24 protein-coding genes are annotated in these 25,909 nt (G+C 68.5%); 11 read left to right on the forward strand and 13 right to left on the reverse strand.

What is annotated here, in order from left to right:
• Positions 1 to 227: 227 nt before the first annotated feature.
• The 4 genes from ACWF99_RS27830 to ACWF99_RS27845 are packed head-to-tail and all read right to left on the reverse strand — an operon-like array spanning position 228 to position 5,225.
• The gene (locus ACWF99_RS27830) at positions 228 to 1,661 is read right to left on the reverse strand and encodes a GntP family permease (protein ID WP_452537792.1); all 1,434 of its coding nucleotides are present in this window, start codon (positions 1,659 to 1,661) and stop codon (positions 228 to 230) included.
• A gap of 10 nt (positions 1,662 to 1,671) precedes the next feature.
• Positions 1,672 to 2,313: a bifunctional 4-hydroxy-2-oxoglutarate aldolase/2-dehydro-3-deoxy-phosphogluconate aldolase gene (locus ACWF99_RS27835; protein WP_378636977.1), complete on the reverse strand. Its 642-nt coding sequence runs from the start codon at positions 2,311 to 2,313 to the stop codon at positions 1,672 to 1,674.
• A complete protein-coding gene (locus tag ACWF99_RS27840) occupies positions 2,310 to 3,923 on the reverse strand; it encodes an N-acyl-D-amino-acid deacylase family protein (protein WP_452537907.1) in 1,614 nt (537 codons plus the stop codon). The genes ACWF99_RS27835 and ACWF99_RS27840 overlap by 4 nt, the downstream gene beginning before the upstream one ends.
• 9 nt (positions 3,924 to 3,932) lie before the next feature.
• Positions 3,933 to 5,225 (reverse strand): amino acid deaminase, encoded by a 1,293-nt coding sequence (locus ACWF99_RS27845; protein WP_452537909.1) that lies wholly within the window; start codon positions 5,223 to 5,225, stop codon positions 3,933 to 3,935.
• A gap of 94 nt (positions 5,226 to 5,319) precedes the next feature.
• Between ACWF99_RS27845 and ACWF99_RS27850 the strand changes: the two genes are divergently transcribed.
• From ACWF99_RS27850 to ACWF99_RS27865, 4 genes are all read left to right on the forward strand, one after another.
• Positions 5,320 to 6,417 (forward strand): sugar kinase, encoded by a 1,098-nt coding sequence (locus tag ACWF99_RS27850; RefSeq protein WP_452537793.1) that lies wholly within the window; start codon positions 5,320 to 5,322, stop codon positions 6,415 to 6,417.
• Positions 6,414 to 7,184, forward strand: a complete 771-nt coding sequence (locus ACWF99_RS27855) for an IclR family transcriptional regulator (RefSeq protein WP_378636987.1) — start codon at positions 6,414 to 6,416, stop codon at positions 7,182 to 7,184. The genes ACWF99_RS27850 and ACWF99_RS27855 overlap by 4 nt, the downstream gene beginning before the upstream one ends.
• 5 nt (positions 7,185 to 7,189) lie before the next feature.
• Positions 7,190 to 7,597 carry a RidA family protein gene (locus ACWF99_RS27860; RefSeq protein ID WP_378636988.1) on the forward strand — a complete coding sequence of 136 codons (408 nt, stop codon included), beginning with the start codon at positions 7,190 to 7,192 and terminating at the stop codon, positions 7,595 to 7,597.
• Between the two features lie 105 nt (positions 7,598 to 7,702).
• Positions 7,703 to 7,870 (forward strand): hypothetical protein, encoded by a 168-nt coding sequence (locus tag ACWF99_RS27865; protein ID WP_379299811.1) that lies wholly within the window; start codon positions 7,703 to 7,705, stop codon positions 7,868 to 7,870.
• A 19-nt stretch (positions 7,871 to 7,889) separates the two neighbouring features.
• Here ACWF99_RS27865 and ppc read toward each other — a convergent pair whose 3' ends face one another.
• The 4 genes from ppc to ACWF99_RS27885 all read right to left on the reverse strand — a co-directional run bounded on the left by ppc (position 7,890) and on the right by ACWF99_RS27885 (position 12,880).
• Positions 7,890 to 10,661, reverse strand: a complete 2,772-nt coding sequence (ppc, locus tag ACWF99_RS27870) for a phosphoenolpyruvate carboxylase (RefSeq protein ID WP_452537794.1) — start codon at positions 10,659 to 10,661, stop codon at positions 7,890 to 7,892.
• A 66-nt stretch (positions 10,662 to 10,727) separates the two neighbouring features.
• Entirely contained in the window at positions 10,728 to 11,150 is a 423-nt protein-coding gene (locus ACWF99_RS27875) for a VOC family protein (protein ID WP_452537795.1), read from the reverse strand.
• A 64-nt stretch (positions 11,151 to 11,214) separates the two neighbouring features.
• Positions 11,215 to 11,751, reverse strand: a complete 537-nt coding sequence (locus tag ACWF99_RS27880) for a sugar O-acetyltransferase (RefSeq protein ID WP_452537911.1) — start codon at positions 11,749 to 11,751, stop codon at positions 11,215 to 11,217.
• A gap of 61 nt (positions 11,752 to 11,812) precedes the next feature.
• Positions 11,813 to 12,880: an ABC transporter substrate-binding protein gene (locus tag ACWF99_RS27885; protein ID WP_452537797.1), complete on the reverse strand. Its 1,068-nt coding sequence runs from the start codon at positions 12,878 to 12,880 to the stop codon at positions 11,813 to 11,815.
• Between the two features lie 83 nt (positions 12,881 to 12,963).
• Here ACWF99_RS27885 and ACWF99_RS27890 point away from each other — a divergent pair, with 83 nt between their 5' ends.
• The 7 genes from ACWF99_RS27890 (at position 12,964) to ACWF99_RS27920 (ending at position 20,259) form a co-directional block, all read left to right on the forward strand.
• The gene (locus tag ACWF99_RS27890) at positions 12,964 to 13,995 is read left to right on the forward strand and encodes a FecCD family ABC transporter permease (protein ID WP_452537798.1); all 1,032 of its coding nucleotides are present in this window, start codon (positions 12,964 to 12,966) and stop codon (positions 13,993 to 13,995) included.
• Positions 13,992 to 15,074: a FecCD family ABC transporter permease gene (locus ACWF99_RS27895; protein ID WP_378637003.1), complete on the forward strand. Its 1,083-nt coding sequence runs from the start codon at positions 13,992 to 13,994 to the stop codon at positions 15,072 to 15,074. The genes ACWF99_RS27890 and ACWF99_RS27895 overlap by 4 nt, the downstream gene beginning before the upstream one ends.
• Positions 15,074 to 15,883 carry an ABC transporter ATP-binding protein gene (locus ACWF99_RS27900; protein ID WP_452537799.1) on the forward strand — a complete coding sequence of 270 codons (810 nt, stop codon included), beginning with the start codon at positions 15,074 to 15,076 and terminating at the stop codon, positions 15,881 to 15,883. Before ACWF99_RS27895 ends, ACWF99_RS27900 begins: the two co-directional genes overlap by 1 nt.
• Before the next feature lie 16 nt (positions 15,884 to 15,899).
• Complete coding sequence (locus ACWF99_RS27905; protein ID WP_378637008.1) at positions 15,900 to 16,541, forward strand: TetR/AcrR family transcriptional regulator; 642 nt, start codon at positions 15,900 to 15,902, stop codon at positions 16,539 to 16,541.
• 79 nt (positions 16,542 to 16,620) lie between these two features.
• Positions 16,621 to 18,003 carry a lipase family protein gene (locus ACWF99_RS27910; RefSeq protein ID WP_452537800.1) on the forward strand — a complete coding sequence of 461 codons (1,383 nt, stop codon included), beginning with the start codon at positions 16,621 to 16,623 and terminating at the stop codon, positions 18,001 to 18,003.
• 97 nt (positions 18,004 to 18,100) lie between these two features.
• Positions 18,101 to 18,727, forward strand: coding sequence for a hypothetical protein (locus ACWF99_RS27915; protein ID WP_452537802.1), 627 nt, complete (start codon positions 18,101 to 18,103; stop codon positions 18,725 to 18,727).
• Positions 18,718 to 20,259: a hypothetical protein gene (locus ACWF99_RS27920; protein ID WP_452537803.1), complete on the forward strand. Its 1,542-nt coding sequence runs from the start codon at positions 18,718 to 18,720 to the stop codon at positions 20,257 to 20,259. The genes ACWF99_RS27915 and ACWF99_RS27920 overlap by 10 nt, the downstream gene beginning before the upstream one ends.
• Positions 20,260 to 20,279: 20 nt before the next feature.
• Here the strand turns inward: ACWF99_RS27920 and ACWF99_RS27925 are convergent, their stop codons facing one another.
• From ACWF99_RS27925 to ACWF99_RS27945, 5 genes are all read right to left on the reverse strand, one after another.
• A complete protein-coding gene (locus ACWF99_RS27925) occupies positions 20,280 to 20,846 on the reverse strand; it encodes a GTP-binding protein (RefSeq protein ID WP_378661551.1) in 567 nt (188 codons plus the stop codon).
• Positions 20,847 to 20,856: 10 nt separating this feature from the next.
• Positions 20,857 to 21,297, reverse strand: a complete 441-nt coding sequence (locus ACWF99_RS27930; RefSeq protein WP_378661495.1) for a DUF742 domain-containing protein — start codon at positions 21,295 to 21,297, stop codon at positions 20,857 to 20,859.
• Positions 21,294 to 21,722 carry a roadblock/LC7 domain-containing protein gene (locus ACWF99_RS27935; protein WP_378637023.1) on the reverse strand — a complete coding sequence of 143 codons (429 nt, stop codon included), beginning with the start codon at positions 21,720 to 21,722 and terminating at the stop codon, positions 21,294 to 21,296. Before ACWF99_RS27935 ends, ACWF99_RS27930 begins: the two co-directional genes overlap by 4 nt.
• A 28-nt stretch (positions 21,723 to 21,750) precedes the next feature.
• The gene (locus ACWF99_RS27940) at positions 21,751 to 24,495 is read right to left on the reverse strand and encodes a nitrate- and nitrite sensing domain-containing protein (RefSeq protein ID WP_452537805.1); all 2,745 of its coding nucleotides are present in this window, start codon (positions 24,493 to 24,495) and stop codon (positions 21,751 to 21,753) included.
• Positions 24,496 to 24,875: 380 nt separating this feature from the next.
• Complete coding sequence (locus ACWF99_RS27945; protein WP_452537806.1) at positions 24,876 to 25,901, reverse strand: hypothetical protein; 1,026 nt, start codon at positions 25,899 to 25,901, stop codon at positions 24,876 to 24,878.
• Positions 25,902 to 25,909 lie beyond the last annotated feature (8 nt).

A 25,909-nucleotide genomic window follows, 5' to 3' on the forward strand; every position in this document is an offset into this window, starting at 1 on the left:
TCGTTTCGAGTACGACACGAACCGCGTCCGCACACAGGCGCGCTCGGCTGTTCGGCGAGTCGCAGACGATGCCCATTCTCGCCGAGTCGGTGCATCGTGGGCACCAGCGGCTGCGCGCCCGGCATGTCCCGACTTCGTCCGGGCCGGTCCCGGCCGTCCGCCGATCCGTGCTCGGCCAACACGAAGCCGGGCTGCCCCGTGGGGACAGCCCGGCTTCGCGGTAGGTGTCAAACGATCGAGAACAACAGGGCCGCGACCGCGAAACTGACCACCGACAGGATGGTTTCGAGAACCGTCCAGGTCTGCAGGGTCTGCTTCACCGTCATGTTGAAGTACTTCGCGATGATCCAGAAGCCGCCGTCGTTGACGTGGCTGAGGATGATCGAGCCCGCCGCGATCGCCATGGCGATCAGCGCGATCGACATCTGCGAGTAGCCCTGCTCGGCCACCAGCGGCGCGACGATGCCACCGGTGGTGACGATGGCGACCGTTGCCGAACCCTGGGCGATGCGCAGTCCGCAGCTGATCAGGTAGGCGAGCACGATGATCGGCAGTCCCGCCGCGGACATCGTGTCGGCCAGGGCCGTCCCGATGCCGGTGGCCGAGATGACCTTGCCGAAGAAGGCGCCCGCGCCGACCACCAGCAGCACCATGCCGACCGGCTTGAGCGATTCGGCGGTGATGGTGCTCAGTTCCTGCACCGTCGAACCGCGCCGGATCCCGAGGAGATAGAACGCGACGAGCACGGTGATGAGCAGCGCGACCGCCGGGGTGCCGAAGAAGGTGAGCACCTGCAGCAGCGTCGAATCCTTGTCCAGCAACTGGTACCCGAATGTGGCGCCCAGGATCAAGACCAGCGGGATCGCGATGATGCCGCCGATCAGCGCGACCGAGGGCGGCGATTTCGTGAGCACCGCGGTCCCACCCGAACCGTCGGCCTGCTCCGGCTCCGGCTCGGGCTCCAACGGCACGAACTCCTCGGGCACCGAAACCTGCACGCGCTTACCGATATAGGTGCCCCAGACGATGCCCGCGGCGATGAAACCCGGAATGCCACAGACGAAGCCCATGAGAATCAGCCAGCCCAGGCTCACCCCGAGCAGCCCGCCGAGCGCGACGGGGCCGGGATGCGGCGGCAGGAAGGCGTGCGTCATCGACAGACCGGCGAGCATCGGCATGGCGTAGAGGACCAGCGAGCGCCCGCCGCGCTTAGCCGCCACATAGACCAGTGGCGCGAGCACGAAGATGCCGATGTCGAAGAACACCGGGATACCGAAGATGAGCCCGAGCAGGCCCATCGCGACCGGAGCGCCCTTCTCGCCGAACATCTTCAGCAGCTTGTCGGTGAGAACATCGGCGCCACCGGATCTTTCGAGGATCGCGCCCAGCACAGTTCCCAGACCGATGATCACCGCGATGTGGCCGAGGATGCCACCGAAGCCTGTTTCCAGCAGTGACTCATTGGCTTTCAGCGGTGTGCCGACGATCTGGGAGATCGGCAGCCCGGCGGCCAGCGCCAGCAGGAGTCCGGTCAGCAGCAGCGCGACGAACGGCTCCAGTTTGACCTTGATGATGGCGATGAGCAGGACAGCGATCGCGAGACCGCACAGCACCAGCAACCCGGGGGTGGTGGTGCGCAACCAGTCGATGGTGGCGCCCATGGAAAACCTCTCAATCCAGCGAATGAACGAAATGCGCGGCTTTGGAGCCGATGTGGGACCAGCGCGCGGCCTCGACGTCGGCCGGGGCGACCACTTCGGTGCCCGCGGTGACGGCGATCGCGCCCGCTCGGAGGAAATCGCGGGCGTTGTGGGAATTGACGCCGCCGGAGGGGATCAGGAACATGTGCGGGAACGGCCCGAGCAGATCCTTGAAGTACTGCGGGCCGAGCGCGCGAGCCGGGAAGATCTTCACCGCCGCCGCCCCCAGCTCCGCCGCGGCGAGGACCTCCGACGGCGTGAACGCGCCCATGATCACCGGAATCGTGTGTGCCGCTGCCACTTCGGCGACCTCGGGGCGCAGCGCGGGTGTCACCAGGAAGCGGGCGCCGACCTCGATGGCCGCTTCGGCCTGCGCACGGGTGGTGACGGTGCCGACCCCGATCACGGCGTCGGTGACCGCGCTCGCCTTGCTGATCGCGTCGAGCACACCGAGCGTGGTGAACGTCAGTTCGACCGCCCGCAGACCGGCGCCGGCGAGCGCTTCGGCCAGCGCGGCCGGGTCGGGGATGTCGGGGGCGCGGACCACCGTGAGGGCACGATCCGCGCGAATCACGTCCATGGCCTCCGACGACGAGCTCAGCATCGGGTTCATCGGGTTTCCTCCTTCGTGGGGTCCAGGCGCAGGGAGCGACCGGCGCGCACGCCGGTCGCGGTGCCGTTCTCCAGCGCGAATTCGCCGTTGACCAGCACGTGCTGGATGCCACGGGCCTGCTGCTGGGGATGCTCGAACGTCGCCGTGTCGTGGATCGTCGCCGGATCGAAGACGACCAGGTCGGCGGCGTAACCGCGCCGGATCAGGCCGCGTTCGGCCAGGCGGAGCCGGGCGGCCGGGCGGCCGGTGAGGTGATGCACACAGTCCTCGAGACCGAGGACACCCAGCTCCCGGACATAGCGCGACAGATAGCGCGGGAAGGTGCCCCAGGCGCGCGGGTGAGGTCGGGCGCCGACGAGCAGGCCGTCGCTGCCGCCCATATGGCCGGGATCGACCATGATGGCGCGCACGTTCTCCTCGTGACCGACGTGCTGCAGGATCGTCGTGGCGAGCTGGTCGCGGCGCAGCAGGTCGAAGAACACCTCCGCCGGGGCGGTACCGCGCTCGGTCGCGAGCTCGGCGACGGTGCGGCCCACCGCGTCCGCGAGCGCGTCGTCGCCGACGCCGCTGATCTGGATGGTCTCCCATTCGACGGTGACGCCGTGGCAGCCGTCGGAGCCGTTGACGTCGACATCGTCGGTGATCCTGGCGCGCTCGGCCGGATCGTCGAGCCGGGCGAGCGCGGCGTCGGGACCGCCCGACATCGCCCAGCTGGGCAGCAGCGCGGACAGGGTGGTCGAGCCGGGCAGATAGGGATAGGTGTCGAGGGTGATGTCGCAGCCGTCGGCGCGGGCCGCGGCGAGCATCGCGAGGAATTCCGGTGCGCGGCCGCGGTTCACGCCGAAGTTCATGGTGGCGTGGGTCAGGTGCAGCGCGCAGCCGGTCGCTTTCGCCAGGCCGATCATCTCCGCGTAGGCCTCGAGCGCGCCCGCGCCGTAGGAGCGGGTGTGTGGTGCGTAGAAGCCGCCGTAGGAGGCGACCACCGCGCACAGCGCCGCGAGTTCGCTTGTGTCGGCGTATATTCCGGGCGTGTAGGTGAGCCCACTGGACATGCCGACCGCACCCTGTTCGAACCCCTCGGCCAGCAGTGCGCACATCCGGTCGATCTCGGCGGCGGTGGCCGCCCGCTGCTCGCTGCCGACGACGAGCATGCGCAGCGTGCCCTGGGGGACGAGGTAGGCGGCGTTGGGCGTGATGCCCTGATCGAGGCGGTCCAGGTATTGCGCGACGGTGCGCCAGCTGAAGTCGAAGTCGCCCGGGTTACCGTTCCAGCCCGCGATCTGCTTGCGCACCACCGCGAGTGCGGCCTCGTCGATCGGCGCGTAGGACAGCCCGTCCTGGCCGATCACCTCGGTGGTGACGCCCTGGGTGATCTTCGGGAAGTGATCGGGATGGGTGAGCAGGTAGAGGTCGGAATGCGCGTGCATGTCGATGAATCCGGGTGCGATGACCGAACCCGGCTGTACCGGAACGACTCTCGCGTCGGAGCCGATGGTGCCCGGTGGCGCGATCTCGGCGATGCGGCCGTCGCGGACCAGCACGTCGCCCCTGGTGCGTGGGCCGCCGGTGCCGTCGACGATATCGATGTCACGAAAGAGCAGGTGCGTCATGGTCATCCGTCAGAAGTAGGTGCGGATCAGGTCGATCACGCGCGGGTCGGGCGCGTCGACGCTGTCGATCACCGGGATCAGGCGCCACTTGTCGAACGCGGTGCACGGGTGTGAGAGACCGAGGCGCACGACGGAGCCGACCGGGAGATCGGCCGCATCGGCGCCGGGCAACCGCAGGAAGGTGTGCTGATCGTTCAGCGCGGTGACCACCGCGTTCGGCGGAAGCATGCCGCCGACCACCAGTTGGGGCACCGGCAGACCCTCGTCGAAGGGGAAATCGCGTTTGCCACCGTCGAGCAGGGCCAGCTCCGGTTCCGGCCGCGAGACCACCCTGGCCCAGCCGTGCATGGCGGACCGCAGCCCCGGCTCCTTCGCGGGCGCGGCGAGCGGGGAGATTCCCGCGTAGAAGCCGTCGTCGTGAACGACGTAGGCGCCGCTGCGCAGAACCACCGTGGTCGGCACGCCGCGCGCACCCTCGGGGTCGGCCAGTCCGGCGAGTTCCTCGACCACGAGCTCGGGGTAGGCGCTGCCGCCCGCGGTGACCACCGCCGGGCCCGAATAGGCGCCTGCCGCAACCAGTTCGGTGTGCAGCGCGGCGAGTTCGCGCAGATAGCCGCGCACCGCTGCGACACCCTCGGCGCTGCGATCGTGAGCCAGCGCGCCCTCGTAGCCCGCGACTCCGGCCAGGCTCAGCCGCTCGCTCGCACCGATGGCGGCGGCGACCGCGTGCGCCTGGTCCTGGGTGCGGGCACCGGTCCGGCCGTGCGGTCCCCCCAGCTCGACCAGCACGCGCACCCGCGAACCCGCGGCGGTCTCGCGCAGGATCTTGTCCATCAGTTCGACGGTGGCGACGCCGTCGGCCCAGCAGTACAGCTCGAAGCCGGCCTCGCGTGCCGATTCCGCTGCGGCCCAGGCCAACCCGACCGGGTCGAGCAGGGTATTGGCGAGCATGATCCGGCCGACACCGAACGAGCGCGCGAGCTGCGCCTGCCACGCGGTGGCCAAGGTGATCCCCCACGATCCGGCCACGAGCTGCTCGCGCCACAGCTGCGGCGCCATCGTCGTCTTGCCGTGCGGGGCGAGCGCGACGCCCGCCGCGGCGGTCCATTCGGCCATGAGGTCGCGGTTCGCGTCGAGCCTGCCGCGGTCGAGGGTGAGCAACGGCGTCTGCCACTGGTCGAGTCGCGGTGCGCCGGCGAGATATTCGCGCACGGTGCTCCCCCACGCCGCGGGCGGCGCGCTCTTGTCATGGGGTCCGAGCAACTCGTCGGCGAGGGCGTCCACGACGTCGTTGTCGATGATCACAGCATCCCTTTCTGTCGACCGAGCCCGGGATGGCGGCTCGATCAGTCATATCGAACAAACATTGCACAGTATGCAACGGTGGTTGCGCTGAATGTTTCTGCTCGTTATTGTGCATCTCGAAGGCAGTGACCGCAAGCACGAAAGGGCGAACAAGGTGACCCAGGCAACATCCACTCCGCCCAGGGCGGTCACTGTCGGCGAGGGGCTGGCCGTCCTGATCGCGGGCGCGGGACCCCTGGAACTGTCCGCGCGGTTCGATCGCGGCGCGGGCGGCGCGGAGGCCAATGTTGCCGTGGTACTGGCCCAGCTCGACGTGTCGGCGGCCTGGCTGTCGCGGGTCGGCGACGACGGATTCGGGCGATATCTGCTCGCCGAGCTCAGCGCGCAGGGCGTGGATGTCGCGGCGGTCGCGGTCGACCCGATGCGGCCCACCGGCCTCTACGTCAAGGAACGTGGTGCGGGCTCCGGCGTGGCCAACGATCTGGACGCCGATGCCAGCCGCATGCACTACTACCGCACGGGTTCGGCTGCCAGCGCACTGTCGCCCGCCGATCTCACGGACCGGGCGGCCTTGCTCGAGGGCGCCGATCTCGTGCACTTCACCGGCATCACCCCGGCCCTGTCGGAATCGGCGACCGAACTCACCCGTGCGCTGCTCGCCGAGCCCCGTCGCGCGCTGGTCAGCTTCGACCTGAATTACCGTCCGGCAGTGTGGGGTTCGCGCGTCGACGAGGCCACCGACGAACTCGCCGCGCATATTCGCGGCGCCGATGTGGCGTTTCTCGGCGCCGACGAGGCCGAGGAGATCTTCGGCACCGGCGAACCGGCCGCCCTGCGCGCGTTGTTTTCCGAACCCGCCCAGCTCATCGTCAAGAACGACAAGCACACCGTCACGGGATTCGACGGCGATTCCTCGATCGAGGTGCCCGCGTTGACACTGGAGATCACCGAGCGCATCGGTGCCGGCGACGCCTTCGCCGGCGGCTATCTCGCCGCCCTGCTGCACGGCGCCGACCTGCGCACCCGCCTTCGATACGGCCATCTGTGCGCGGCGGCAGCGCTGACCGCGACCGGCGATTCGGCGAAACTGCCGCCACCCCAGGATATTCGGCGCCTCGCGCTGCTACCCGACGACATCTGGGCCACGCTGCGCTATCCGGCGGCGCTGGATGAAACGATCAGCGCATGAGTCAAAGCGTGTCGCGGGCCCTGTCCATTCTCATCGCCCTCGGCGAGAACTCGCAGTCCCTCGACGAGCTGGCTGCCCGGCTCGGCGTCCACAAGTCGACGGTGTTGCGGATACTGCAGACCATGCAGGCCGATCGGTTCGTCGTGCGCGACAACGCGCACCGCTACTCGCTCGGCACCCGCATGTTCGAATTGGCCAGTCGCGCACTGGAGAACCGTGACGTGCGCACCGTCGCCCGCCGGCATCTGAGTGCGTTGGGCGCGGCCACCGGGCAGACCGTGCACCTGGCCGCCTACGAATCGGGCGATGCCGTCTACATCGACAAGGTCGACGCCGAGCAGGCGGTGCGGATGTACTCGCGGATCGGCAGGCCCGCGCCCCTGCACTGCACCGCGGTCGGCAAGGTGCTCGTCGCCGCGCTGCCACGCAGCGAATGGGCTGCAGTGGCAGCCCGATTGGACTACCACCCCTTCACCACCCGCACCCTGCGCACCCCCGAGCAGTACCTGGCCGAATTGAAACTCGTTGCCGCGCAGGGCTTCGCCGAGGACCACGAGGAACACGAGAGCTTCGTCAACTGCATCGGCGTCGGCGTGCGCGACGGGATCGGCGCCGTCGTCGCCGCCGTGTCGGTCTCCGTTCCCGACGTGCTGCTCGACCATGACCAGGTGCTGGCACTGTTGCCGCAGCTCAGGGCGACAGCCGACGCCATCTCCACCGAACTCGGCTGGGACCCCCGCCGAGACGTCACCGCGAGGAAAGGCTGAACTCCATGTCCGACAAGACCGCCGTGCGCACCTCCGACGCCCCGGCGCCCGCCCACACCTTCTCCCAGGGCGTGCGCAAGGGCCCGTTCGTCCAGGTGTCCGGTCAGGGACCCGTGGACCCCGAGACCAACGAGTACCTACATCAGGGCGATGTCGCCGCCCAGACCACGCGCACCCTGATGAACGTCAAGGCGATCATCGACGCGTCCGGCGCCACCTTCGACGATGTGATGATGCTGCGCGTCTACCTCACCAAGCGCGAGGACTTCGCGATCATGAACGAGGCCTACGGCGAATTCGTCACGAAGCACACCGGCAACGGCGTGCTGCCCGCGCGCACCACCGTATTCACCGGCCTGCCGCGCGCGGAGATGCTGGTCGAGATCGACGCGATCGCCGTCGTAACCGGCTGAGCCACCGCGAATCCCGCCATGTCGTGGACGCCGTCGGCGCATCGTGTTGAGATGGGGTCGCCCCCGCACGGGGGTGTTCACCCCGTTCTACCCGAGGATCAGCCTATGTTCGCCAAGATCGCCCGCCCGCTCGCCGTCGCCGCCCTTGCCCTGTCCGTGACCGCGATCGGCGCCGCAACCGCATCGGCCGCCCCCGCGCAGCCGGTCGTCGGCTCGGTGTCTATCTGCACCGGCATCCCGGTCGGGCCCTTCACCATCAGCGTCTGCCTGTAGTCGCTCACCCGAGTTGCCGCTACCCCGAGTTGCGCAGCGCGGTGGCCAGGCCGTTCATGGTGAGCAGAATGCCCCGCTTCACCAGTTCGGAATCGTCACCGCCGCGCAGCCGGGCCAGCAGGTCGACCTGGAGCTGGTTCAGCGGCTCCAGGTAGGGGAAGCGGTTGTGGATCGACTCGGCCAGCGACGGGTTGTCGCTGAGGAGTTCGGCGTGGCCGGTGACCGCGAGGTACATGCGGATGGTGCGGGCGTGTTCGTCGGCGATCATGGCGAAGATCTTCGCGCGCAGGGTTTCGTCGGTGACCAGCTCGGCGTAGCGGGCGGCGATGTCGAGGTCGCTCTTGGCCATCACCTGGGCCAGGTTCGACAGCACGGTATTGAAGAACGGCCAGCGCTGGTAGAGGTCGGTGAGACGTGCGAGGCGGGCCGGATCGTCGCCGACCCAGTCTTCGAGCGCGGTGCCGGTGCCATACCAGCCGGGCAGCATGACCCTGGCCTGACTCCAGGCCATCACCCAGGGGATGGCGCGCAGGTCCGAGACCGAATTGGTGGGTTTGCGGGAGGCGGGGCGGCTGCCGATATTGAGGTCGCCGACTTCGGCTACCGGGGTGGATTCGCGGAAGTACTCGACGAAGCCGGGGGTGTCGTGCACCAGGTTCGCATAGGCGGCTCGAGCGCGGGCGGCGAGGTCGTCGAGGAGTTCATAGGCCGGTTCGGCGTCGTCGCCGAGACCTTCCACGTCCAGTAGCGTCGATTCCAGGGTCCCTGCGATCAGCGACTCCAGATTGCGGTGTGCCGCACCGGATTCGGAGTACTTCGCGGCGATCACCTCACCCTGTTCGGTCAGTCGCAGCGAACCACGCACCGCGCCCGCGGGCTGCGCCAGGATGGCGTCGTAGCTGCGGCCGCCGCCGCGACCGACGGTGCCGCCGCGACCGTGGAACAGCCGCAACCGGATACCCGATTTCCTGGCCACCTCCACCAGGTCCAGTTCCGCGCGGTAGAGCGCCCAGTTCGCGGCGAGATATCCGCCGTCCTTGTTGGAGTCGGAGTAGCCGAGCATCACTTCCTGGCGCATGCCCGCCGCCTCGACCAGCTCGCGATAGACCGGGACCTCCAGCACCGCCGCCAGAGTCGACGCACCGGCGCTGAGGTCTTCGATGGTTTCGAACAGCGGGACGATGCCCACGGGACAGCTCGGCGCGGTGTCGGCGGTGCCCGGATCGAGAATGCCGGATTCCTTCAACAGCAAGGCCGCTTCGAGCATGTCACTGACCGAGGTGCACATGCTGATGATGTAGTTCGGGACGGCGGCGGCACCGAAGGTATCGATGACCTCCTTGGCGGCGCCCAGAACACCGAGTTCCTTGGTGGCGAGTTCGCTCAGCTGCGCGTTCGGCCCGAGAAGTGGTCGGCGCGTGCGCAATTCGGCGGCGAGCAGCTCCACTCGCTGGGCTTCGGACAGGCTCGGATAGTCGGGGTGCGCGCCCGACCACGCCAGCAGTTCGGTGACCACCTGTTCGTGGACCTCGGAGTTCTGGCGCATGTCCAGGCCCTGCAGGTGGAAGCCGAAGGTCTCGATGGCGTGGCGCAGCGCAGCCAGGCGATCATCGGCGAGCAGTCCGTCGCCGCTGGCGCGCATGGACTCGTCGATCGCGTCGAGGTCGTCGAGGACCGATTGCGGCGCCGGATACGGTGCGGCGCCGGCGTCGAGGCCGTGTTCGGGCAGTTCACCGAGCGCGAGCTCGGCAGTGGCACTGAGCCGGGCCCGAATCGCGTGCAGCGCACGGCGATACGGCTCGTCGGCGAACAGGCCGGGGTCGGGGTAACCCGCTGCGGCGAGTTCCGCGACCCGGGGTGTCACCTGCACCAGGCGGGCCGATTGCGACAGGGACTTCTCGAGTTCGACCAGCTCGTCCAGGTAGCGGCCGAAGGCGTAGGCGGCTGCCTGCTCAGCGGCGGTGTGCACGACTTCCGCTGTGACGAAGGGATTTCCGTCGCGGTCGCCGCCGATCCACGAGCCGGGGCGCAGGATCGGGCGCGGCAGGAGATCTTCGGCGGGCCAGCGCGTCCGCAGCGCCGCGCGCACCTGCGCGTTGATCGCGGGGATCACGTCGTAGAGGGTCAGGTCGTAATAGCGCAGACCGACGGAGATCTCGTCCTGGATCCGCAAGCGCGCCAACCGGATCAGCGCCGTGCGCCACAGGGTGAGCACTTCGCGGCGAATCCGCTGTTCGGATTCGTCGAGGCCGGGCTCGCCGGGTTCGAGGCGCCGGCGCAGGCGCATCAGTTCGGTGATCTTGGACTGCACGTCGAAGACGGTGCGCCTGCGGGTTTCGGTCGGATGCGCCGTGATCACCGGGGAGACGAGCGCGTCGGTGAGTAGGTCGGCCACCACGGTGCCGTCCAGACCGGCCGCGTCGAGTTTGTCGTAGGTGGCGGCCAGGGAGGAGTCCTGCGGCGGCTCGCCCGCCGCCACGTGCACGGCGCGGCGTCGATCACGCTGGATGTCCTCGGCCAGGTTGGCCAGCAGCACGAAGTAGCTGAACGCCCGGATCAGCGGGATCGCGACCTCGGTGGGGGTGCCGTCGAGCATGTCGGCGACGGCGCTGCGCTCGACCTCCTCGCGGCGCACCCGGAACGCCTCGATGCGGACGCGCTCGATCAGGTCGAACACCTCCGGACCTTCGTGGTCGCGGATCGTGTCGCCCAGGATGCCGCCGAGGAAGCGGATGTCCTCGCGCAGCGGCCGGGTAGCTTCGGGTTCCATCTCGATTCGCGATTCGCCCATGGTCAGACAGTATTGCCGCCGGGCCGCGGGCGCGACCCGACGCCGCACCCGCACCGCATGTCGCGCTCAGCCGTGGTGGCGGGCGGTGAAGCGGATCTGATTGCCCCACGGGTCACGGAACGCGCAGTCGCGGCCGTATTGCTGGTTCACGATCTCCTGGGCGACTTCGGCCCCGGCGTCGCGGATACGGGTGAAGGTGGCGTCGATGTCGTCGGTGGCGAAGATGACGGTGGACTGGACGCCGCTGTCGATGCGCGCGAGCGCGGCCGCCCGATAGGCGGGGTCGGGGGCCATCTCCGGGACCTCGAGCACGAATTCCAGGTTCTTCTGGTCGACCGGGCCGACCGTCAGCCAGCGCGTGTTGTCGCCGAACGGCATGTCGGTGCGGACCTGCAGGCCGATCAGGTCCCGATAGAAGGTGAGGGCCTGGTCCTGGTCGCCCACGAGCAGCATGACGTGGGTGAGGGAGAGATCTTCGCCGTGGCGCATCCGGTCTCCTTCGGTCGGGCGTCAGCGGTGCGCCGGCGCCTGCGTTCCAGCGTAGCCAGCGAACCTAGAGTTGCCGGATCACCCGCGCCGGATTGCCCGCCGCGAACACCCGGTCCGGCAGATCGCGGGTCACCACGCTGCCCGCGCCGACCACCACGTCGTCGCCGATGGTCACACCCGGGCACACGATCACCCCGCCACCGAACCAGACATTGTTCCCGATCCGGATCGGCGCCGCCGATTCCCAGCGCTGCCTGCGCTTTTCGTGATCCTGCATCGGGTGCAGCGCGGTGAGCAGCTGACAGCGCGGCCCGATCGAACAGTCGTCGCCGATGGTGATCGTCGCGCAGTCGAGCAGGATCGCGTCGTAGTTGAGGAAGCTGTTCGCCCCGATCTCGATCAGGTATCCGTAGTCACACTGGAATCGCGGCATGATCCACGAACCCTCCCCCAGCTTGCCGAGGAGATCACCCAGCAACTCGGTGCGCCGCCCGGTCTCGTCGGGCCCGGTGCGGTTGAACTCGTCGCACAACCGTTGCGCTCGTTGCCGTTCGGCCACCAGTTCCGGATCGTTGTCCTTGTACAACTCCCCGGCCAGCATCCGCTGCTTCTGTTCGCCCACCCCGCCGAGTGTAGGGGTGGGCGAACACGACGCGTTCGGCCTACTTGGCCGGGTCGACCTCGAAGGTCTTGGCGATGTCGTCGAGGACCGCGTGGGCGCCGGTGAGGCCGACCGAGGTCAGCCAGACCAGGTCGTCGACCGGAGTGACCTTGCCACGCAGCTGGTTCCACAGCGGGTTGGCCTCGGCGGCCGCCTTGCGCTGTGCGGCGGCGTCCTCGCCGTTGCTGGTGAGGAAGACGTAGTCGGCGTCGGCGTCCAGCAGCCGCTCGGGGCTGAGCGTGATCGAGAAGTCGTTCTTGGGGTCGTCGGACTTGTCGAGCTGGTTCAGACCGGCGTCGGCGAAGATGTCGCCGACAAAGCTGACCCGCTGCATCAGCCGGTCTTCCTTGGGCAGGAAGCGCAGTAGCGACACGGTCGGCGCGTTGCCGCCGTTCTTCGCCTTGATCGCCGCCCCGATCTTGGTGGCACGGTCCTGGTACGCCGCCAGCTTGGCCTGCGCCAGGTTCTCCTTGTCGACCGCCTTGGCGAGCAGCAGCAGGTTCTCCTTCCAGGTGGCACCGGTGGTCTGGCTGAACACGACCGGCACGGTGCCCGAACCGAGCTTGATGCCCTTGAACTGCTCGTACTGCTTCTCGTGACGCACCTTCGCCGACACGATCAGATCCGGCCGGGCGCCGGCCAGCTTCTCGATATCGGGGGTCTGCAGATTACCGATGTTCACCGCTCGCCCGCCGCAGGTCTGGGCGGCCGCGCCGAGGAACGCGGGCAGCTTCTCGCCCATGGACTGGTAGGTCGTGTACGCGACGACTTCGGTGTTGAGCACCAGGGCGGCGTCGACGAACGTCTGATCCAGCGCCGCGACCCGAACCGGCCGGGTGGTGATGGTGGCCGGGTCGACGACCGTGCCGACATTCGCGCCCGCTTTGTCCTTGACCGCCCCGGCCTCGATGGTGCGCGGGTACGCGCCGCCGTCGAGGTTGCTCGCGGTATCGCAATCGCTGTTCGCGGCGCCGGTGACCGACCGGTCCTGGCCACACGCGGACAGGCTCAGTACGGCGGCGGCGACTACCGCGGCGGCGGCGAGCCGACGGCTCAGTGGGGTGTTCATCGAGGTCTCCCGAGTGGTTCAGAGTTCTTTAGGGTTGCTAACCTAGCGAAGCCTTACCTAATTACCAACTATGAAGAGGGAAAGTGCCCGCATCGCCGCCCGGAGTCGTGTTCGCCAACACACGGTCTCGCCGGTTGCTACTCATCGCCGGACTCTTGGCCGCGGTGTTCGCGACCGTCCTGCTCAGTTTGGCCATCGGTTCCAAATTCATTGCTCCCCTTGATGTTCTGCACGCACTCGGCGGCACGACCGACACCGAGACCGGCGCGATCGTCAACGGTCTGCGGCTGCCACGCACGCTGCTGGGGGTGCTCGCCGGCCTCGCGCTCGGCATCGCCGGCGCGGTGATCCAGGGTCACACCAGAAACCCCCTCGCCGACCCCGCACTGCTCGGCATCACCCAGGGCGCGGCGCTCGGCATCGTCCTGGCGGTGATGGTCGGCGGCATCTCCAGCCTGTTCGGCTACGTGTGGTTCGGCTTCGCCGGTGCGCTGATCGCCACCATCACCGTGTTCGTCATCGGCACGACGGGCCGCGGCGGACCGACCCCGGTGACCCTCGCCTTGGCGGGCGCCGCCGTGAGCTACCTGTTGCAGGGCCTGATCTCGGCGGTGGTGCTGTTCGATACCGATGTCACCGACATCTACCGCTTCTGGAAGGCCGGTTCGCTGGTCGGATCCAACCTGGACCTCCTCGGCAAGGCCACCCCGTTCATCCTGGTCGGGATCGTCCTCGCGCTGGCCAACACCTCCGCGCTCAACGCGCTCAGCCTCGGCGAGGACACCGCCCGTGCGCTGGGCCATCGCGTTTCCCTGGCGCGCACCATCGGCATCGGCTCGATCGTGCTGCTCACCGGCGCGGTCGTGGCGATCGCGGGACCGCTCGGCTTCGTCGGGCTCGTCGTCCCGCACCTGGCCCGCGGTATCACCGGGCCCGACTATCGCTGGCTGGTCCCGGTCGCCGGATTGCTCGGTGTGGTCATGGTGCTGGTCGCCGACATCGCGGGGCGGCTGGTGCTGGACAAGGGCGAACTTCCGGCGGGCATCATGCTGGCCTTCGTTGGCGTCCCGTTCTTCATCGTGTTGGTCCGCCGCCGAAAGCTGGTGAGCATATGAGTACCGTCCGGGCGGTCCGGCTGGGACCGGTGTCCTGGCAACTGCGACTACGCACGACGGCAGTCCTGGTCGTCGGGCTCGCGATTCTCGGCGCCGCGAGTTGCGTCGCGCTGGCGCTGGGCACGTACACGATGCCCGACGGCGGTCCGGTCACGCCGTGGGACGTGCTCGCCGTGCTCAGCGGTGGCGGCGACGACGGCCTGGCCTATGTGGTGTGGGATCTGCGGCTGCCGCGGATTCTCACCGGCGCGCTGGTCGGCGCGGCACTGGCGCTGTCCGGCGCGATCACGCAGGGCATTGCCCGAAACCCGTTGTCCAGTCCCGATATTCTCGGCGTCACGGCGGGCTCGAGCGTCGCCGCGGTCGCGGTGATCGCCCTGTCGGGCAGCCGTGGCCAGATCAGCGGCGCCGCCGCCGAGATCGGGGTGCCGGTCGCGTCCATGCTCGGCGGCCTCCTCGCCGCGCTCGGCGTTTTCCTCCTGGCCTGGCGCGGCGGTATCGAGGGCTATCGGCTCGTGCTCGTCGGTCTCGGCGCCGGTTCGCTGCTCTCCAGCGTGACCTTCTGGCTCCTCAGCGTCGGTGACGTGGATATCGCGACGCGGGCGGTGACCTGGCTGACCGGCAGCCTCAACGGCAGCAGCTGGATCCAGGTGACACCGGTGGCGATCGCCCTGGCTGTCCTGGTGCCGGTCGTACTCGGGGGCACCCATCTGCTCGGCGCGCTGCATTTCGGCGACGACACCGCCCGCTCACTCGGTGTGCGGCTCAACGCCGCCCGGCTGACACTCCTCGTCCTGGCCGTGTTGCTCGCCGGTGTGGCGACCGCCTCGGCGGGCGCCATCATCTTCATCGCGCTCGCGGTGCCGCAGGTAGCGCTGCGTCTCACCGGTTCGGCACAACCACCGCTGCTCACCTCGGTGGTGCTCGGCGCGGCCTTCACGGTCGCCGCCGATCTGGTCGCCCGCACCCTGCTGCCCGCCGGCGAACTGCCCGTCGGGGTGATCACCGCCGTCCTCGGCGCGCCCTATCTGATCTATCTGTTGATGCGGCGCAATCGCGTCGGGAAAGCGGGCGTGTGATGACCGTTCGGCTGCAGGCCAGCGAGCTGACCCTCGGCTACGGGCCGACAACCGTCGTGGACGGGCTGGACCTGGACATCACCGGTGGCACTGTCACCGCGGTGATCGGGCCCAACGGGTGCGGCAAATCCACCCTGTTGCGCGCGATGGCCCGGCTCCTGCGACCCGCCGGTGGACATATCCACCTGGACGGCAAACGGATCGACCGCATGTCGACCAAGGAAGTGGCGCGCGTGCTGGGCATCCTGCCCCAATCCCCGCTGGCTCCGGAGGGTCTCACCGTCACCGACCTGGTCGCCCGTGGCAGGCACCCGCACCAGCGCTGGTACCGCCAGTGGTCCGACGACGACGAAGCCGCCATCACCGAGGCGCTGACCTGGACCGACATGGTCGAGTTCGCCGATCGCTCGCTCGACGAGCTGTCCGGCGGCCAACGCCAGCGCGCGTGGATCTCGATGGCGCTGGCCCAGAACACCGACCTGCTCCTGCTCGACGAACCCACCACCTTTCTCGATCTCGCCCACCAGATCGAGGTTCTCGACCTGGTCCGGCGCCTGCACGCCGAGGCGGGCCGGACAGTGGTGATGGTGCTGCACGACTTGAACCTCGCCGCGCGGTACGCGCATCGACTGGTCGCGATGCGCGCGGGCCGGGTGGTTGCCGCGGGTACGCCCGCCGAAGTGCTCACCGAGGACGTGGTGGCGCAGGTATTCGGGCTGCGCGCCAAGGTGATCGACGACCCGGTCACCGGCACTCCGCTGGTGGTCCCGATCGGACCCGTCGACGCCGGCGCCTCGACCGAATCCTGAACAGTAGGGTCATGGGGTGACCTCTGGGCGGACTCGACACAACTACACCGGCACCTCGGTCGCCGAACGACAGGTCGAGCGCCGGGCGCTGTTCATCGACGCGGGACTGACCGTGTTCGCGGAGAAGTCGTACGCCAACAGTTCGCTGACCGACGTGTGCGCGGCCGCGGGGCTGTCGCGTCGGCAGTTCTACGAACAGTTCGCCGGGCGCGAGGAACTGCTCGTCGCGGTGTACGACTCCGTGCAGGACAAGGCAGGGGCGGCGGTCGCCGAGGCGCTGGCCGCGGCGGAATCCGACGAGCTGCGCACGCTGATCGACGCGGCCGTTCGCGCGTACACGACGGCGATCACCGACGACATCCGGTGCGCCAAAGTCGCTTTCGTCGACATCGTCGGAGTGAGCCCCGAGATCGAGGCGTATCGGGCGCAGGTCAGGGACCGGTGGGGCGAGGTGGTCACCGCGATCGCGGCCGGACGCGACGGGGTGCGGATGCCGCCCGGCGGTTGGCGGGTGCCGATGGCGGCGTTCATCGGGGCCGTGAACGGCGCCGTGCACCAGTGGAGCCTGGACGACCCGCGACCGCCCGTCGACGAACTGGTCGACGTGTTCTCCACCATCCTGAACAGCCTGATCTCGGCGACGTCCCCCGACGCGTGATTGCGATCTGCGCCACACCCATGTCATAGTTGCCGCTATTGAGACGAAGGAGTCTCAATTCATGTGAGGACTGTGCGCGATGAGATCTCCCTTCGTTCAGCGATGGCTTGCCCTGGCCACCGGTTTGCTCGCGGCGGCAACGGTGGTGACCGCCGGGCCGGTCGCGGCCGAACCACCGGCGGCGCCCCCGCCGGTGATTCCACTACCGCCCGAATGGGATCCGGGCTTCTACCTACCGCCCGCGGACGTGGTGGCGGCGACCGAGCCGGGGGCGATCATCGCGGTCCGGCAGGTGCGGATCGCCGATTTCGGTCTGCTGCCGATCGATGTCGACGCATGGCAGGTGTCGTATCGCTCCAACAACAGCCGTGACGAGGCGATCCCCGCGGTCGCCACCCTGATCAAGCCGCGCGGGCAGGCGCCGAACCCGCGCAAGCTGCTGTCGGTGCAGCTGGCCGAGGACTCGACCGCGGGCTACTGCGCGCCGTCCTATGCGCTGCAACATCTTTCGGCGGCCGCGGTGGCGGGCCAGATCGTGGTGCCCGCCGAGTTCCTGTTCGCGCAGGCAGCGCTGTCACAGGGCTGGGCCGTGGTCGTTCCGGACCATCAGGGCCCGGATTCGGCCTACGCGGCCGGACCGCTGGCGGGCCGGATCACCCTCGACGGCATTCGCGCGGCGACCAGCTTCGCCCCACTCGAGGCGGGACCGACCGCGCCGGTGGGTCTCTACGGCTACTCCGGCGGTTCCATCGCCACCGGCCATGCCGCCGAACTACACAGCAGCTACGCGCCCGAACTGAACATCGTGGGCGCGGCCGAAGGCGGGGTCGGTGCCGATCTCGGTGCCGCCTTGAGCATGGCGAACAATCAGCTGACCTCGGGTCTGGTGTTCGCCGCCGTTCTGGGACTCACCCGCGAATACCCCGATTTCGCCGCCTACCTCGATCAGCGGCTCGATCCGCTCGGCAGGGCCCTGTTCGCGATCAAATCGCCGCTGTGCGTGCAGTATCAGTCGGCGCTGCTGCCGTTTCTGAATCTGACGGGCATGATCGGCTCCGACGGTAATCCCCTCGACGATCCGCCGGTCGCGGCGATGCTCGACGACACCCGCATGGGCAAGTCCGTCCCCGACATGCCGCTGTTCGTGTGGCATTCCGCGTGGGACGAGATCCTGCCGCTGGCCGCCACCGACACCTTGGTCGACACCTACTGCCGCGATCCGAACACGTCGCTGACCTACACCCGCGACCATGCCAGCGAACACATCGTCGCGGAAGTGGTCGGCGGTCCGGCCGCGCTGATCTGGCTGCGTGACCGCCTCGACGGCGTCCCGGCCGCTGCCGGCTGCACCACCTCCGACGCGGGCACCATGGCCGCGACCCCCGGCGCCCTGGACTTCCTCGGCGACTCGCTCGCCGCGAAGTTCGCGTCCCTGTTCGGCATGCCGCTCGGGAGCCGCTGACTCGACGAATCGGCGAACTCGGCGATACACATTGACGTTCGATGTTGATTTGTATCATACTCGCCGAGTTCGTCGATCATGAGCAGGAGGTGCCCCGTTGACCGACAACGCGCGGGCCGCGCTGGAGATTCTTCGCGATGCGAGCCAGTTCAAGTGGTATGTCATTCCGCTGTTACTGGTGGTCATCTACATCTACGCGGTCGAAGTCGAGCGGCGTAACTGGAATGTGCTGTTCGCCGGGCTCGCGCTGTGGGGCATGGACTGGTTCAACGAGATCTGGAACGTGCTGGTCTTCCACTTCACCGAGCGGGCACCGGTCTGGGCGGCGAGCGGACCGACGGCGTACCAGATCTTGATCGGGCTGAACATCGAGATCTGCTTCATGTTCGCGATCATGGGCATCGCGGCGGCGAAGATGCTGCCGCCGAAGGAAACTCGGATCTTCGGGCTGCCGAACCGGCCGGTGCTGATCGCGCTCAACTCGATCGCGGCGGTGGGTGTCGAGATACTGCTCAACAAGGCCGGCGTGCTGACCTGGGACTGGTCATGGTGGCAGCCCGGCTTCCCGTTCCTGATCTGGATCATCGGGTACGTGCCGTTCTTCGCGGCCTGCTTCTTCGTGCACGATCTACCGAGCGTGCGGAGCAAGGCGCTGGTGGTCGGCACGATCTTCGGGATCGACGCGATCGCCCTGATCGGTTTCGGCGCGGCGGGATGGCTGTGAGGCGCGGGCACGCCGTCCGGCGTACAGCGCTGATCGCGGCCGCCGGACTGGTATTCGCCGGGGTGACAACACAATCGGTGGCTTTCGCCGATCCGGGGTGTCTGCCGGTGGGTACGGTCGGCACCCCGGAGGTGAGCGTCGACGAATCCGACGCCGGGCTCGCGGCATTCGCCCCGGCAACGGTCGTGCTGCCCGAGCAGGTGCATTTCCGCACCGCCACCGAGTCGTTCAACCGCCGCTGGTCCTTCGCCACCCGCGACGGTCAGGTGTACGTGAAAGCGGCTGCCGCCCTCGGTGGTTGGCGCATGATCGCGCTGCCGGGCTGCCTGGCGGGGACGATCGCCGGTGTCTCGGCCGACGACGACGAAGTGATGATGATCGACCGGGACGGCCGGTTCGTCACGATGGATCACGCACTCAGCGCTCCCGCGGACTGGAACTGGAGCAGCCGCTACGGCACCCCGCTGTGGACCGGGCCCGGCAATACGCTGCCGCCGGGCGCGCTGACCTGGTCGTGGTCGGTGTTGTCACCCAACGAGGACCACGTGTGGACAGATACCGCGGGCAACGAACACCCTGTCGGCGGGGCGAAGGTGTCGCACGTCTTCGCGCTCACCCACGGCGGTCAGCGGATCCAGTATGTCGACCCGTGGCTGCCGGTGGACCACAGCTACGAGATGAGCACTCCGGTCGGTGGGCGCTTCCAGGCTGTCGCGTTGTCCACCAGCGCGTCGACCTCGCTGGTCGTCAACCGGTACGGCGACTTCTACACGCGCCTCTACGATTTCGACATCTCCGGCGCGGACAAGGTCTTCTTCCGCTACTCCTACGAGGACCAGCGCGGCCTGCCCGAAGCGCCGGACATGCTGTCCGAGCGCGTCGATCCTCGCTACGCCGCCATCCAGCTGCCCGCACCCGACTGGGCCGCACAGCCGAAGGTGCCCGGTGAGATCACCGACCGCATCTCCGTCCACCGGACCGGGCCCGGCTCGGCGGCGCGAGAGCTGCGCGTCGAAGGACGCGACGGTGGCCGGACCGGATTCTGGCGCAAGATGCTCACCGATGCGTCGTGGACCTTCGTCGTCACCGATCAGCCGCTGTCCGGTGCGGCGCTGGAGAACTCGCCGGTGAACCGCGCTCACGAGACGCTCGGTCCGGTGTCCGAGTACGACTACCAGGGTGTTTCGGCCCAGGGGTGGACCGCACGCATCCAGTCCTTCGATCCGGCCGTCTCCCCCACACCGCTGCAGATCGAATTCGGTGACGGAAGCGGGCTCGACGTCGTGCTGCACACCGTCGACGGCTTGCGGCAGACACAGCAGCAGCCCGGAATCACCGCCCAGCCACGGTTCTTCGACGGGACCATCGAAGTGCCGCAGGGACTTCTCGCCTCGGTGGACGCGCAGCCGAGCACCGTACGCGATTTCCTGCGGAACACGCTGGGTGGCAAGCGGTTCACCGACACCTCGGTCGATGTCACGGACGCGCGGTTGCACCTGGCCCTGTCGGACCTCACCCTGAATCGACGCTGACCGGTGCGACCGGGATGGGTTCAGCTCACCTCCCGCTGACGGGGTTGGACGCGGTGCAGCAGGACCTGCTCGAGCAGTGCGACCAGGACATCGCGCACGGAGTCACGGTCGCGGGCATCGCAGTCCAGCACCGGGATCCAGTCGTCGAGGCCGAGCGCTTCACGGACTTCACCGAGATCGAAGCGGGTCGCGTCGGCGAAGCGGTTCACCACCACGACGAAGGGCGTGTGGTGTTCCTCGAAGTAGTCCAGGACGGGGTAACAGTCCTCGACGCGGCCGGTGTCGACGACGATCACCGCGCCGAGGGCGCCGTCGACCAGGTCGTCCCAGAGGAACACGAATCGGTCCTGGCCGGGGGTGCCGAAGAGGTAGAGGATCAGCGACTTGTCGAGGGTGATCCGGCCGAAGTCCAGAGCCACTGTGGTCGCGGTCTTTTCGGCGCGGCGACCGGGATCGTCGACACCGATGGAGACCTCGGTCATCGACGCTTCGGTGACCAGTGGCTCGATTTCGGAGATGGCGCCGATGAAAGTGGTCTTGCCGACGCCGAAGCCGCCGCTGACCACGATCTTCACCGACGACGGCATGGCTGGTGCCTCAAAGTGCGCGGACAAGGTCGCGGATCCTCTCGATGGCGGCGGTCGACAGTTCCGGCGCGTCACGGACGGTCACATGCCCCGCCGCCGCCAGATCGCTGACGATCACCTTGGCGATGCCGATCGGAACCCGCAGGGCGGCACCGATTTCGGCGATGGAGTGCGGCGTCAGGCACAGCTGCACCACGGTGCGTTCTTCGAACCGCAGCGGCGCCGACAGTGCGGACGGCGGTGCCTGGACGAGGGTTTCGATGCGCAGGCCGTCCAGCACCGGGACTGTGCGGCCCGCGGTGACCACGAACGGGCGAACGAAGCGATCGTCGACATCGTCGTGGTCGGTGGGGGTCACCGGCACCGACGGGACGAGACCACGCCACCCCGCCGGCTGGTTCATCGGGATCATGCGCGGGTCGGGCAGCCGCGGGAGATCGAAATCTCTCATCTGCGCAACGACTCTCGCAATTCGCTGATCAGCAGCGGGTCCAGCAGTGATCCGGCGCGTTCGGCGAGGATCGCCATCTCGTAGCCGACCAGACCGACATCGCAGCCGCCGTCGGCGATCACGCCGAGGCAGCTGCCGTCGCCCAGCGCCGACACCAGCAGGAAGCCGCGCTTCATCTCGATCATGATCAGTTTGAGGCCGTCGAAATCGTAACTGCGCGAAGCACTCCGGGCGAGGCTGGACAGGCCCGACACCATCGCGGCGAGCCGGTCGGCGCCGGTGCGGTCGAGTCCGTCCGACATCGCGATCAGCAGCCCGTCGGAGGAGACGGCGACGGTGTCGCGCACGCCGTCGGTATTGCGGACGAAGTTGCCGAGCAGCCAGTTGAAGGTGTGTGGATCGGCGGTCGGTAGGTGGGTGGTCACCGGGTCTCCTGGGGTCTTGTCCGATCGGTCAGCGGGTGGGATCGAGTGGAGGGGAAGAGGATTCGGTCTCGCCGCCGCGTTCGTGGCCGGTGCGGAACGAGGAGAGCATGCTGCGTGTCTGGTCGGGGGTCCGTTCGACAACCGGAGGCCGGTCCGGACTGCCGGCCGGATCGCGGCGGGGTCGCTCGGGCGCACCGGTGATCTTGGCGCGCTTGCTGCGTTTGACCAGGCCGTTGCGGGTGCGTTCGACGGCGGGTGCGCCGATGGACTCCACGGCGGGCAGTTCACGCGGTGGCGGTACCGCCGAGCCGTTGTGTCCCCGGGCCGCCCGCTCCGAGCGGTCCGGGGCTACCACGCCGTAGTGGTCCTCAGCCGACGCGCCGTTGCGGACCGCACCGTTGCGCGGGTGCGCGGAATCGGTTGAACCGCTGAGGAACTGTGCGTATGCGGAGCCGGTGGACGAATGGTTCGCCGAGGCCGGACGACTGCCGTTGGCGCTGTTGCCGGCTCCCGATTCCGGATTCCGGCTGTGCCGCGACCGCCCGTTGGTGCCGGTTGCCGACGCCGAGCCACCGGGGATGCCGTGCGACGTATCGCCGAGGAACCCGGCCGGTCGATCATCGCTGTGGTCCGCACCTGGCGCGCCGGCCGGGATCGCGTGGTGCCCCGGTGTCGCCGAACCGGTCGTGGCCCCAGTGCGCGCAGGGGCCACCGCGTGACCCACGGCGACGGAGGTGGCAGTGCGCTCCAGCGTTGCGGGTTCGGCCAGATCCTGACGTGCGGGGCCTCGGGCGGCGCCCTCTCGCGGATCCGCTGTCTGCCCGGTCTTTCCGTCGGCGAGCAGCGACGGCGGGAGGAGCAGGCGGGCGACGATGCCGCTGACCGGTGACGTGTTCAGTTCCACGTCGATGCCGAGTCGCCCCGCCAGCCGACCGACCACGTAGTGGCCCAGGTAGCGGGTGGAGGCGACGATGAAGTCCTGCTCGCCGCGCAGCCGGGCATTGGCTTCGGCGAGTTGCTCGGTGGGCATGCCGACGCCGTGATCGACGACGGCGAGCAGGTAGCCGCCCGCGACCTTGCGGCCGTACACCTCGACCTCGAGATCGGGCGGCGAGAAGGCCAGCCCGTTCTCGATGAGTTCGGCCAGGATGTGCGCCAGTTCGCTGACGACGGCGCCGGTCACCGCGATGTCGTCGATCCGGCGCAGCACCACCCGCCGGTAGTCGTCGACCTCGGACAGCCCGGCCCGGATCACGTCGGTGAGCGCGATCGGCTCGGCCCATCGACGCGGACTCGCCTCGCCGACCAGCACCAGCAGACTCTCGGCGTTGCGCCGCATGCGGGTGGCCAGGTGGTCGAGTTCGAACAGGTTCGACAGTGCCTTCGGGTCGAGCTCCTCGCGTTCGAACTCGCTGATCAAACCCAGCTGACGGCGCACCAGGTTCTGATTGCGGCGGGCCAGATTCGCCATCGATTCGGTGGTGTTGCGCCGCACCAGCGCCTGCTCGGAGGCAAGGTCGAACGCGGTGGTCTGCACGCGATCCAACGCACCCGCCACAGCGGCGATCTCGACGCTTGCGCCGGGAGGTGTGCGCACGGGGGCGGGCGGATCGGGTTGGGCGTCGGCGGCACTGTGCCAGGCCGCGATCACCTCGGGTAGTCGGGCGGAGGCGACATCGTCGGCTTCGGTAGCCAGCTGGGCCAAGGGGCGGACGATGGCCCTGATGCTGGCGAAGACGAGCGCGAACTCGGCGGCGATCGCCAACAGCGCGGCCAGGGCGAAGGCGGCCAGCATCAGCGCGGCGTCACGGCGCAGTGTCTCGGCCCGCGCGCCCACGTCGTCGCCGATGACCTGCTGGACCCTGCGTTGCTCGTCGATGACCGCGGTCATCTGCGTCCACCACACGGCCGGGTCGACCTGCTGAACCAGCGGTCCCGATGTCGAGGCGATCGCGATGTTCTCCGATTCGGTTGCCCGCGTGGCGTTCTCGCTTGCCAGGACCGCGTCCAGACGGGCCTGCTGGGCGGGTGTCGCGTCGTGGCCGAAGGCGGTGAGCGCGGCATTGCGGGCAGCGCGGATGTCGAGGAACTGCACGTACTCCCCCGGCGCGAATTCCCCCGCGGCGAAAACGCCGTTGAGGAAGCCGCGTTCACGGGCCGCGAATTCCTTCGCGTCACCGAGCGCGTAGAGCGCTTGCAGGCCGTGCCGGACGGCCGGGTCACGCGCCTGGTCGAGACCCAGCGAGAGGCGGTTCAGCGCGTCGATGCCGTCGGTGTAGAACTGGAACGCCGCCTGCCGGGTGACATTGCGATTGTCGACCTGGGAGCGGATCGCGGGCAGACCCGCCAGATGCCCCAGCGCCGAGCGCACTTCCCCGGCACCGGGCGGGTTCCCCACGACGGCGTTCACCAGGGCATGCAGGGCGGCATCGGTGCCCGTGCGCTGGTCGGTGACGGGTTGGCGCAGGCGCTGATCACCGCCGAGCAGACCGTTGCTCAGACCGCGCTCGCGCTGGACCTGCTGCACGAGGTCCTGCGCGGCCAGCGCGACCGCCACCGCGTCCACGGTCTCCCCGCTGCGGCGGTAGGCGCTGACCTGTGTCGACATGGTCAGCCCGAGCAGTGCGAGCACCAGCACCAGCGACACCACCAGGATCCGGGCGAGCTGGCCGGAGATGGTGCGCGGCCGGATCAGCCCGGCGCCGGCCCGCTGCCCTCGAGCGCCGCCGTCCGATCGGGTTCCGGTCGGGTTCGGCCGGGAACGTGCACGCACACCTACTCCTTGGCAATGCCACCGCAACGTCGGTCACGGTGGCTCACGGAAAGTCAGGTGCAAACTTGCACTCCGCGCAGTGCGCGGTCAATTCGGAACGGTGTAAAGCAGCAATTCGTGCACTGATCTAAACATGCCGGAAATCCAGCGGGCTTTGTGTAGCCGAATGCTCACAGCCGCACCGGCGGCGAGTTGGTCGGCCGGTTCACTGCTGGATACATACAGGTCACCAGAGAGCGTGACACACAGCACATTTGATGCGCCCGATCAGAAGCCGAAATTCGAATGCTCGACATCACTACCGGTTGCGACGATGTCACGCAAATCGAGAAGCGAAGTCGTATCGATCAATTCGCGTTACCGAACGGTATTCGCGAGAATTACTCGCCGCCGAGAATTCCCAGCACCTGATCGGAGTAGAAGAACGGCTCGAGCCGTTCCCTGATCAGCCCGGCCAGCACACCGTTGCGCTTGGCCGCCTCGATGACAGCCGGCCCGTAGCGCAGGATCTCGGCACTGATGTCGTCGGCGTCGAGGCCGAGTTCGGGCAGCATCGCCGAGAGCTTGTGGTCGCTGTACCTGGCATAGAACACCTCGACGCACTCGCGCACGAGCAGGCCGAAGTACTCCTTCTCCCTGGTCGTCACCGCGATCTCGTAGCAGATCTGGACCAGCTCGTTGAGGTCCTTCTGGGTGAGGTATTCGCGCAGGCCCGCGACGGGTTCGTCGGCATGCAGGTCCCAGAACTCCATCGCCGCCGAGTGCACGGGCGCGTCGCGCAGCATGTCGCGGATGGCGTTGTTGGTGCGCTTGAGCGCGAACAGCGCGCCCTTGCCCGCGAGGTCACCGACGAAGGTGCTGTCGGCGGCGACCTTCTTGGCCCGGTTGGCAGCGGACTGACCCAGCGACATCAGCGAGGAGACGCCCGGAATCTTCTCGGCGCGCTCGCGATTGGCCTGCACGAAATCGCCGATCAGCTTGTCGACGAAACGCGAGGCGACCGTGGCGACGAGCGGGCTCTCGGTGAGCCGGTCCAGGATCCGCTCCTGGGCCTGGTGCATGCCGAAGATCTTCTCCAGCAACGCTTCCACCGGTTCGCGGTCGACGACGTCGCCGAGGGTGTATTCGGTGTTCGAGGCGATGTGGTCGTAGATGGCGTCGGAGAAGATGCCGACGGTATCGGCGATCACGGGGCTGCCGCCGATGCGGTCGAACACGGTGGCCACCGTCTGCTCGCCCTGTTCCAGGGAGACCACGTCACCGAACCTGATCGTCTCGCCGACGGCCAGCACGGCCGCCACGTCGCGGGCGATCACCTCGGCGAACCGTTCACCGGTCACCTCGGCGAGCAGGAATTCCACCTGCGCATCGAGCAGTCGGTCGGCGATCTGGCGCGCCTGCGTCATCTGTGTGT

It is taken from the genome of Nocardia sp. NPDC055002 (assembly GCF_053608825.1).

Coding starts and splice junctions, on each gene's coding strand:
- ACWF99_RS27910 (WP_452537800.1), top strand. CDS start 16,621: ATGAGATCTCCCTTCGTTCAGCGATGGCTTGCCCTGGCCACCGGTTTG.
- ppc (WP_452537794.1), bottom strand. CDS start 10,661: ATGGGCGAATCGCGAATCGAGATGGAACCCGAAGCTACCCGGCCGCTG.
- ACWF99_RS27900 (WP_452537799.1), top strand. CDS start 15,074: ATGACCGTTCGGCTGCAGGCCAGCGAGCTGACCCTCGGCTACGGGCCG.
- ACWF99_RS27830 (WP_452537792.1), bottom strand. CDS start 1,661: ATGGGCGCCACCATCGACTGGTTGCGCACCACCACCCCCGGGTTGCTG.
- ACWF99_RS27835 (WP_378636977.1), bottom strand. CDS start 2,313: ATGAACCCGATGCTGAGCTCGTCGTCGGAGGCCATGGACGTGATTCGC.
- ACWF99_RS27925 (WP_378661551.1), bottom strand. CDS start 20,846: ATGCCGTCGTCGGTGAAGATCGTGGTCAGCGGCGGCTTCGGCGTCGGC.
- ACWF99_RS27860 (WP_378636988.1), top strand. CDS start 7,190: ATGTCCGACAAGACCGCCGTGCGCACCTCCGACGCCCCGGCGCCCGCC.
- ACWF99_RS27930 (WP_378661495.1), bottom strand. CDS start 21,297: ATGAGAGATTTCGATCTCCCGCGGCTGCCCGACCCGCGCATGATCCCG.
- ACWF99_RS27875 (WP_452537795.1), bottom strand. CDS start 11,150: ATGCGCCACGGCGAAGATCTCTCCCTCACCCACGTCATGCTGCTCGTG.
- ACWF99_RS27855 (WP_378636987.1), top strand. CDS start 6,414: ATGAGTCAAAGCGTGTCGCGGGCCCTGTCCATTCTCATCGCCCTCGGC.
- ACWF99_RS27840 (WP_452537907.1), bottom strand. CDS start 3,923: ATGACGCACCTGCTCTTTCGTGACATCGATATCGTCGACGGCACCGGC.
- ACWF99_RS27865 (WP_379299811.1), top strand. CDS start 7,703: ATGTTCGCCAAGATCGCCCGCCCGCTCGCCGTCGCCGCCCTTGCCCTG.
- ACWF99_RS27945 (WP_452537806.1), bottom strand. CDS start 25,901: ATGACGCAGGCGCGCCAGATCGCCGACCGACTGCTCGATGCGCAGGTG.
- ACWF99_RS27920 (WP_452537803.1), top strand. CDS start 18,718: ATGGCTGTGAGGCGCGGGCACGCCGTCCGGCGTACAGCGCTGATCGCG.
- ACWF99_RS27885 (WP_452537797.1), bottom strand. CDS start 12,880: ATGAACACCCCACTGAGCCGTCGGCTCGCCGCCGCCGCGGTAGTCGCC.
- ACWF99_RS27880 (WP_452537911.1), bottom strand. CDS start 11,751: ATGCTGGCCGGGGAGTTGTACAAGGACAACGATCCGGAACTGGTGGCC.
- ACWF99_RS27850 (WP_452537793.1), top strand. CDS start 5,320: ATGTTTCTGCTCGTTATTGTGCATCTCGAAGGCAGTGACCGCAAGCAC.
- ACWF99_RS27895 (WP_378637003.1), top strand. CDS start 13,992: ATGAGTACCGTCCGGGCGGTCCGGCTGGGACCGGTGTCCTGGCAACTG.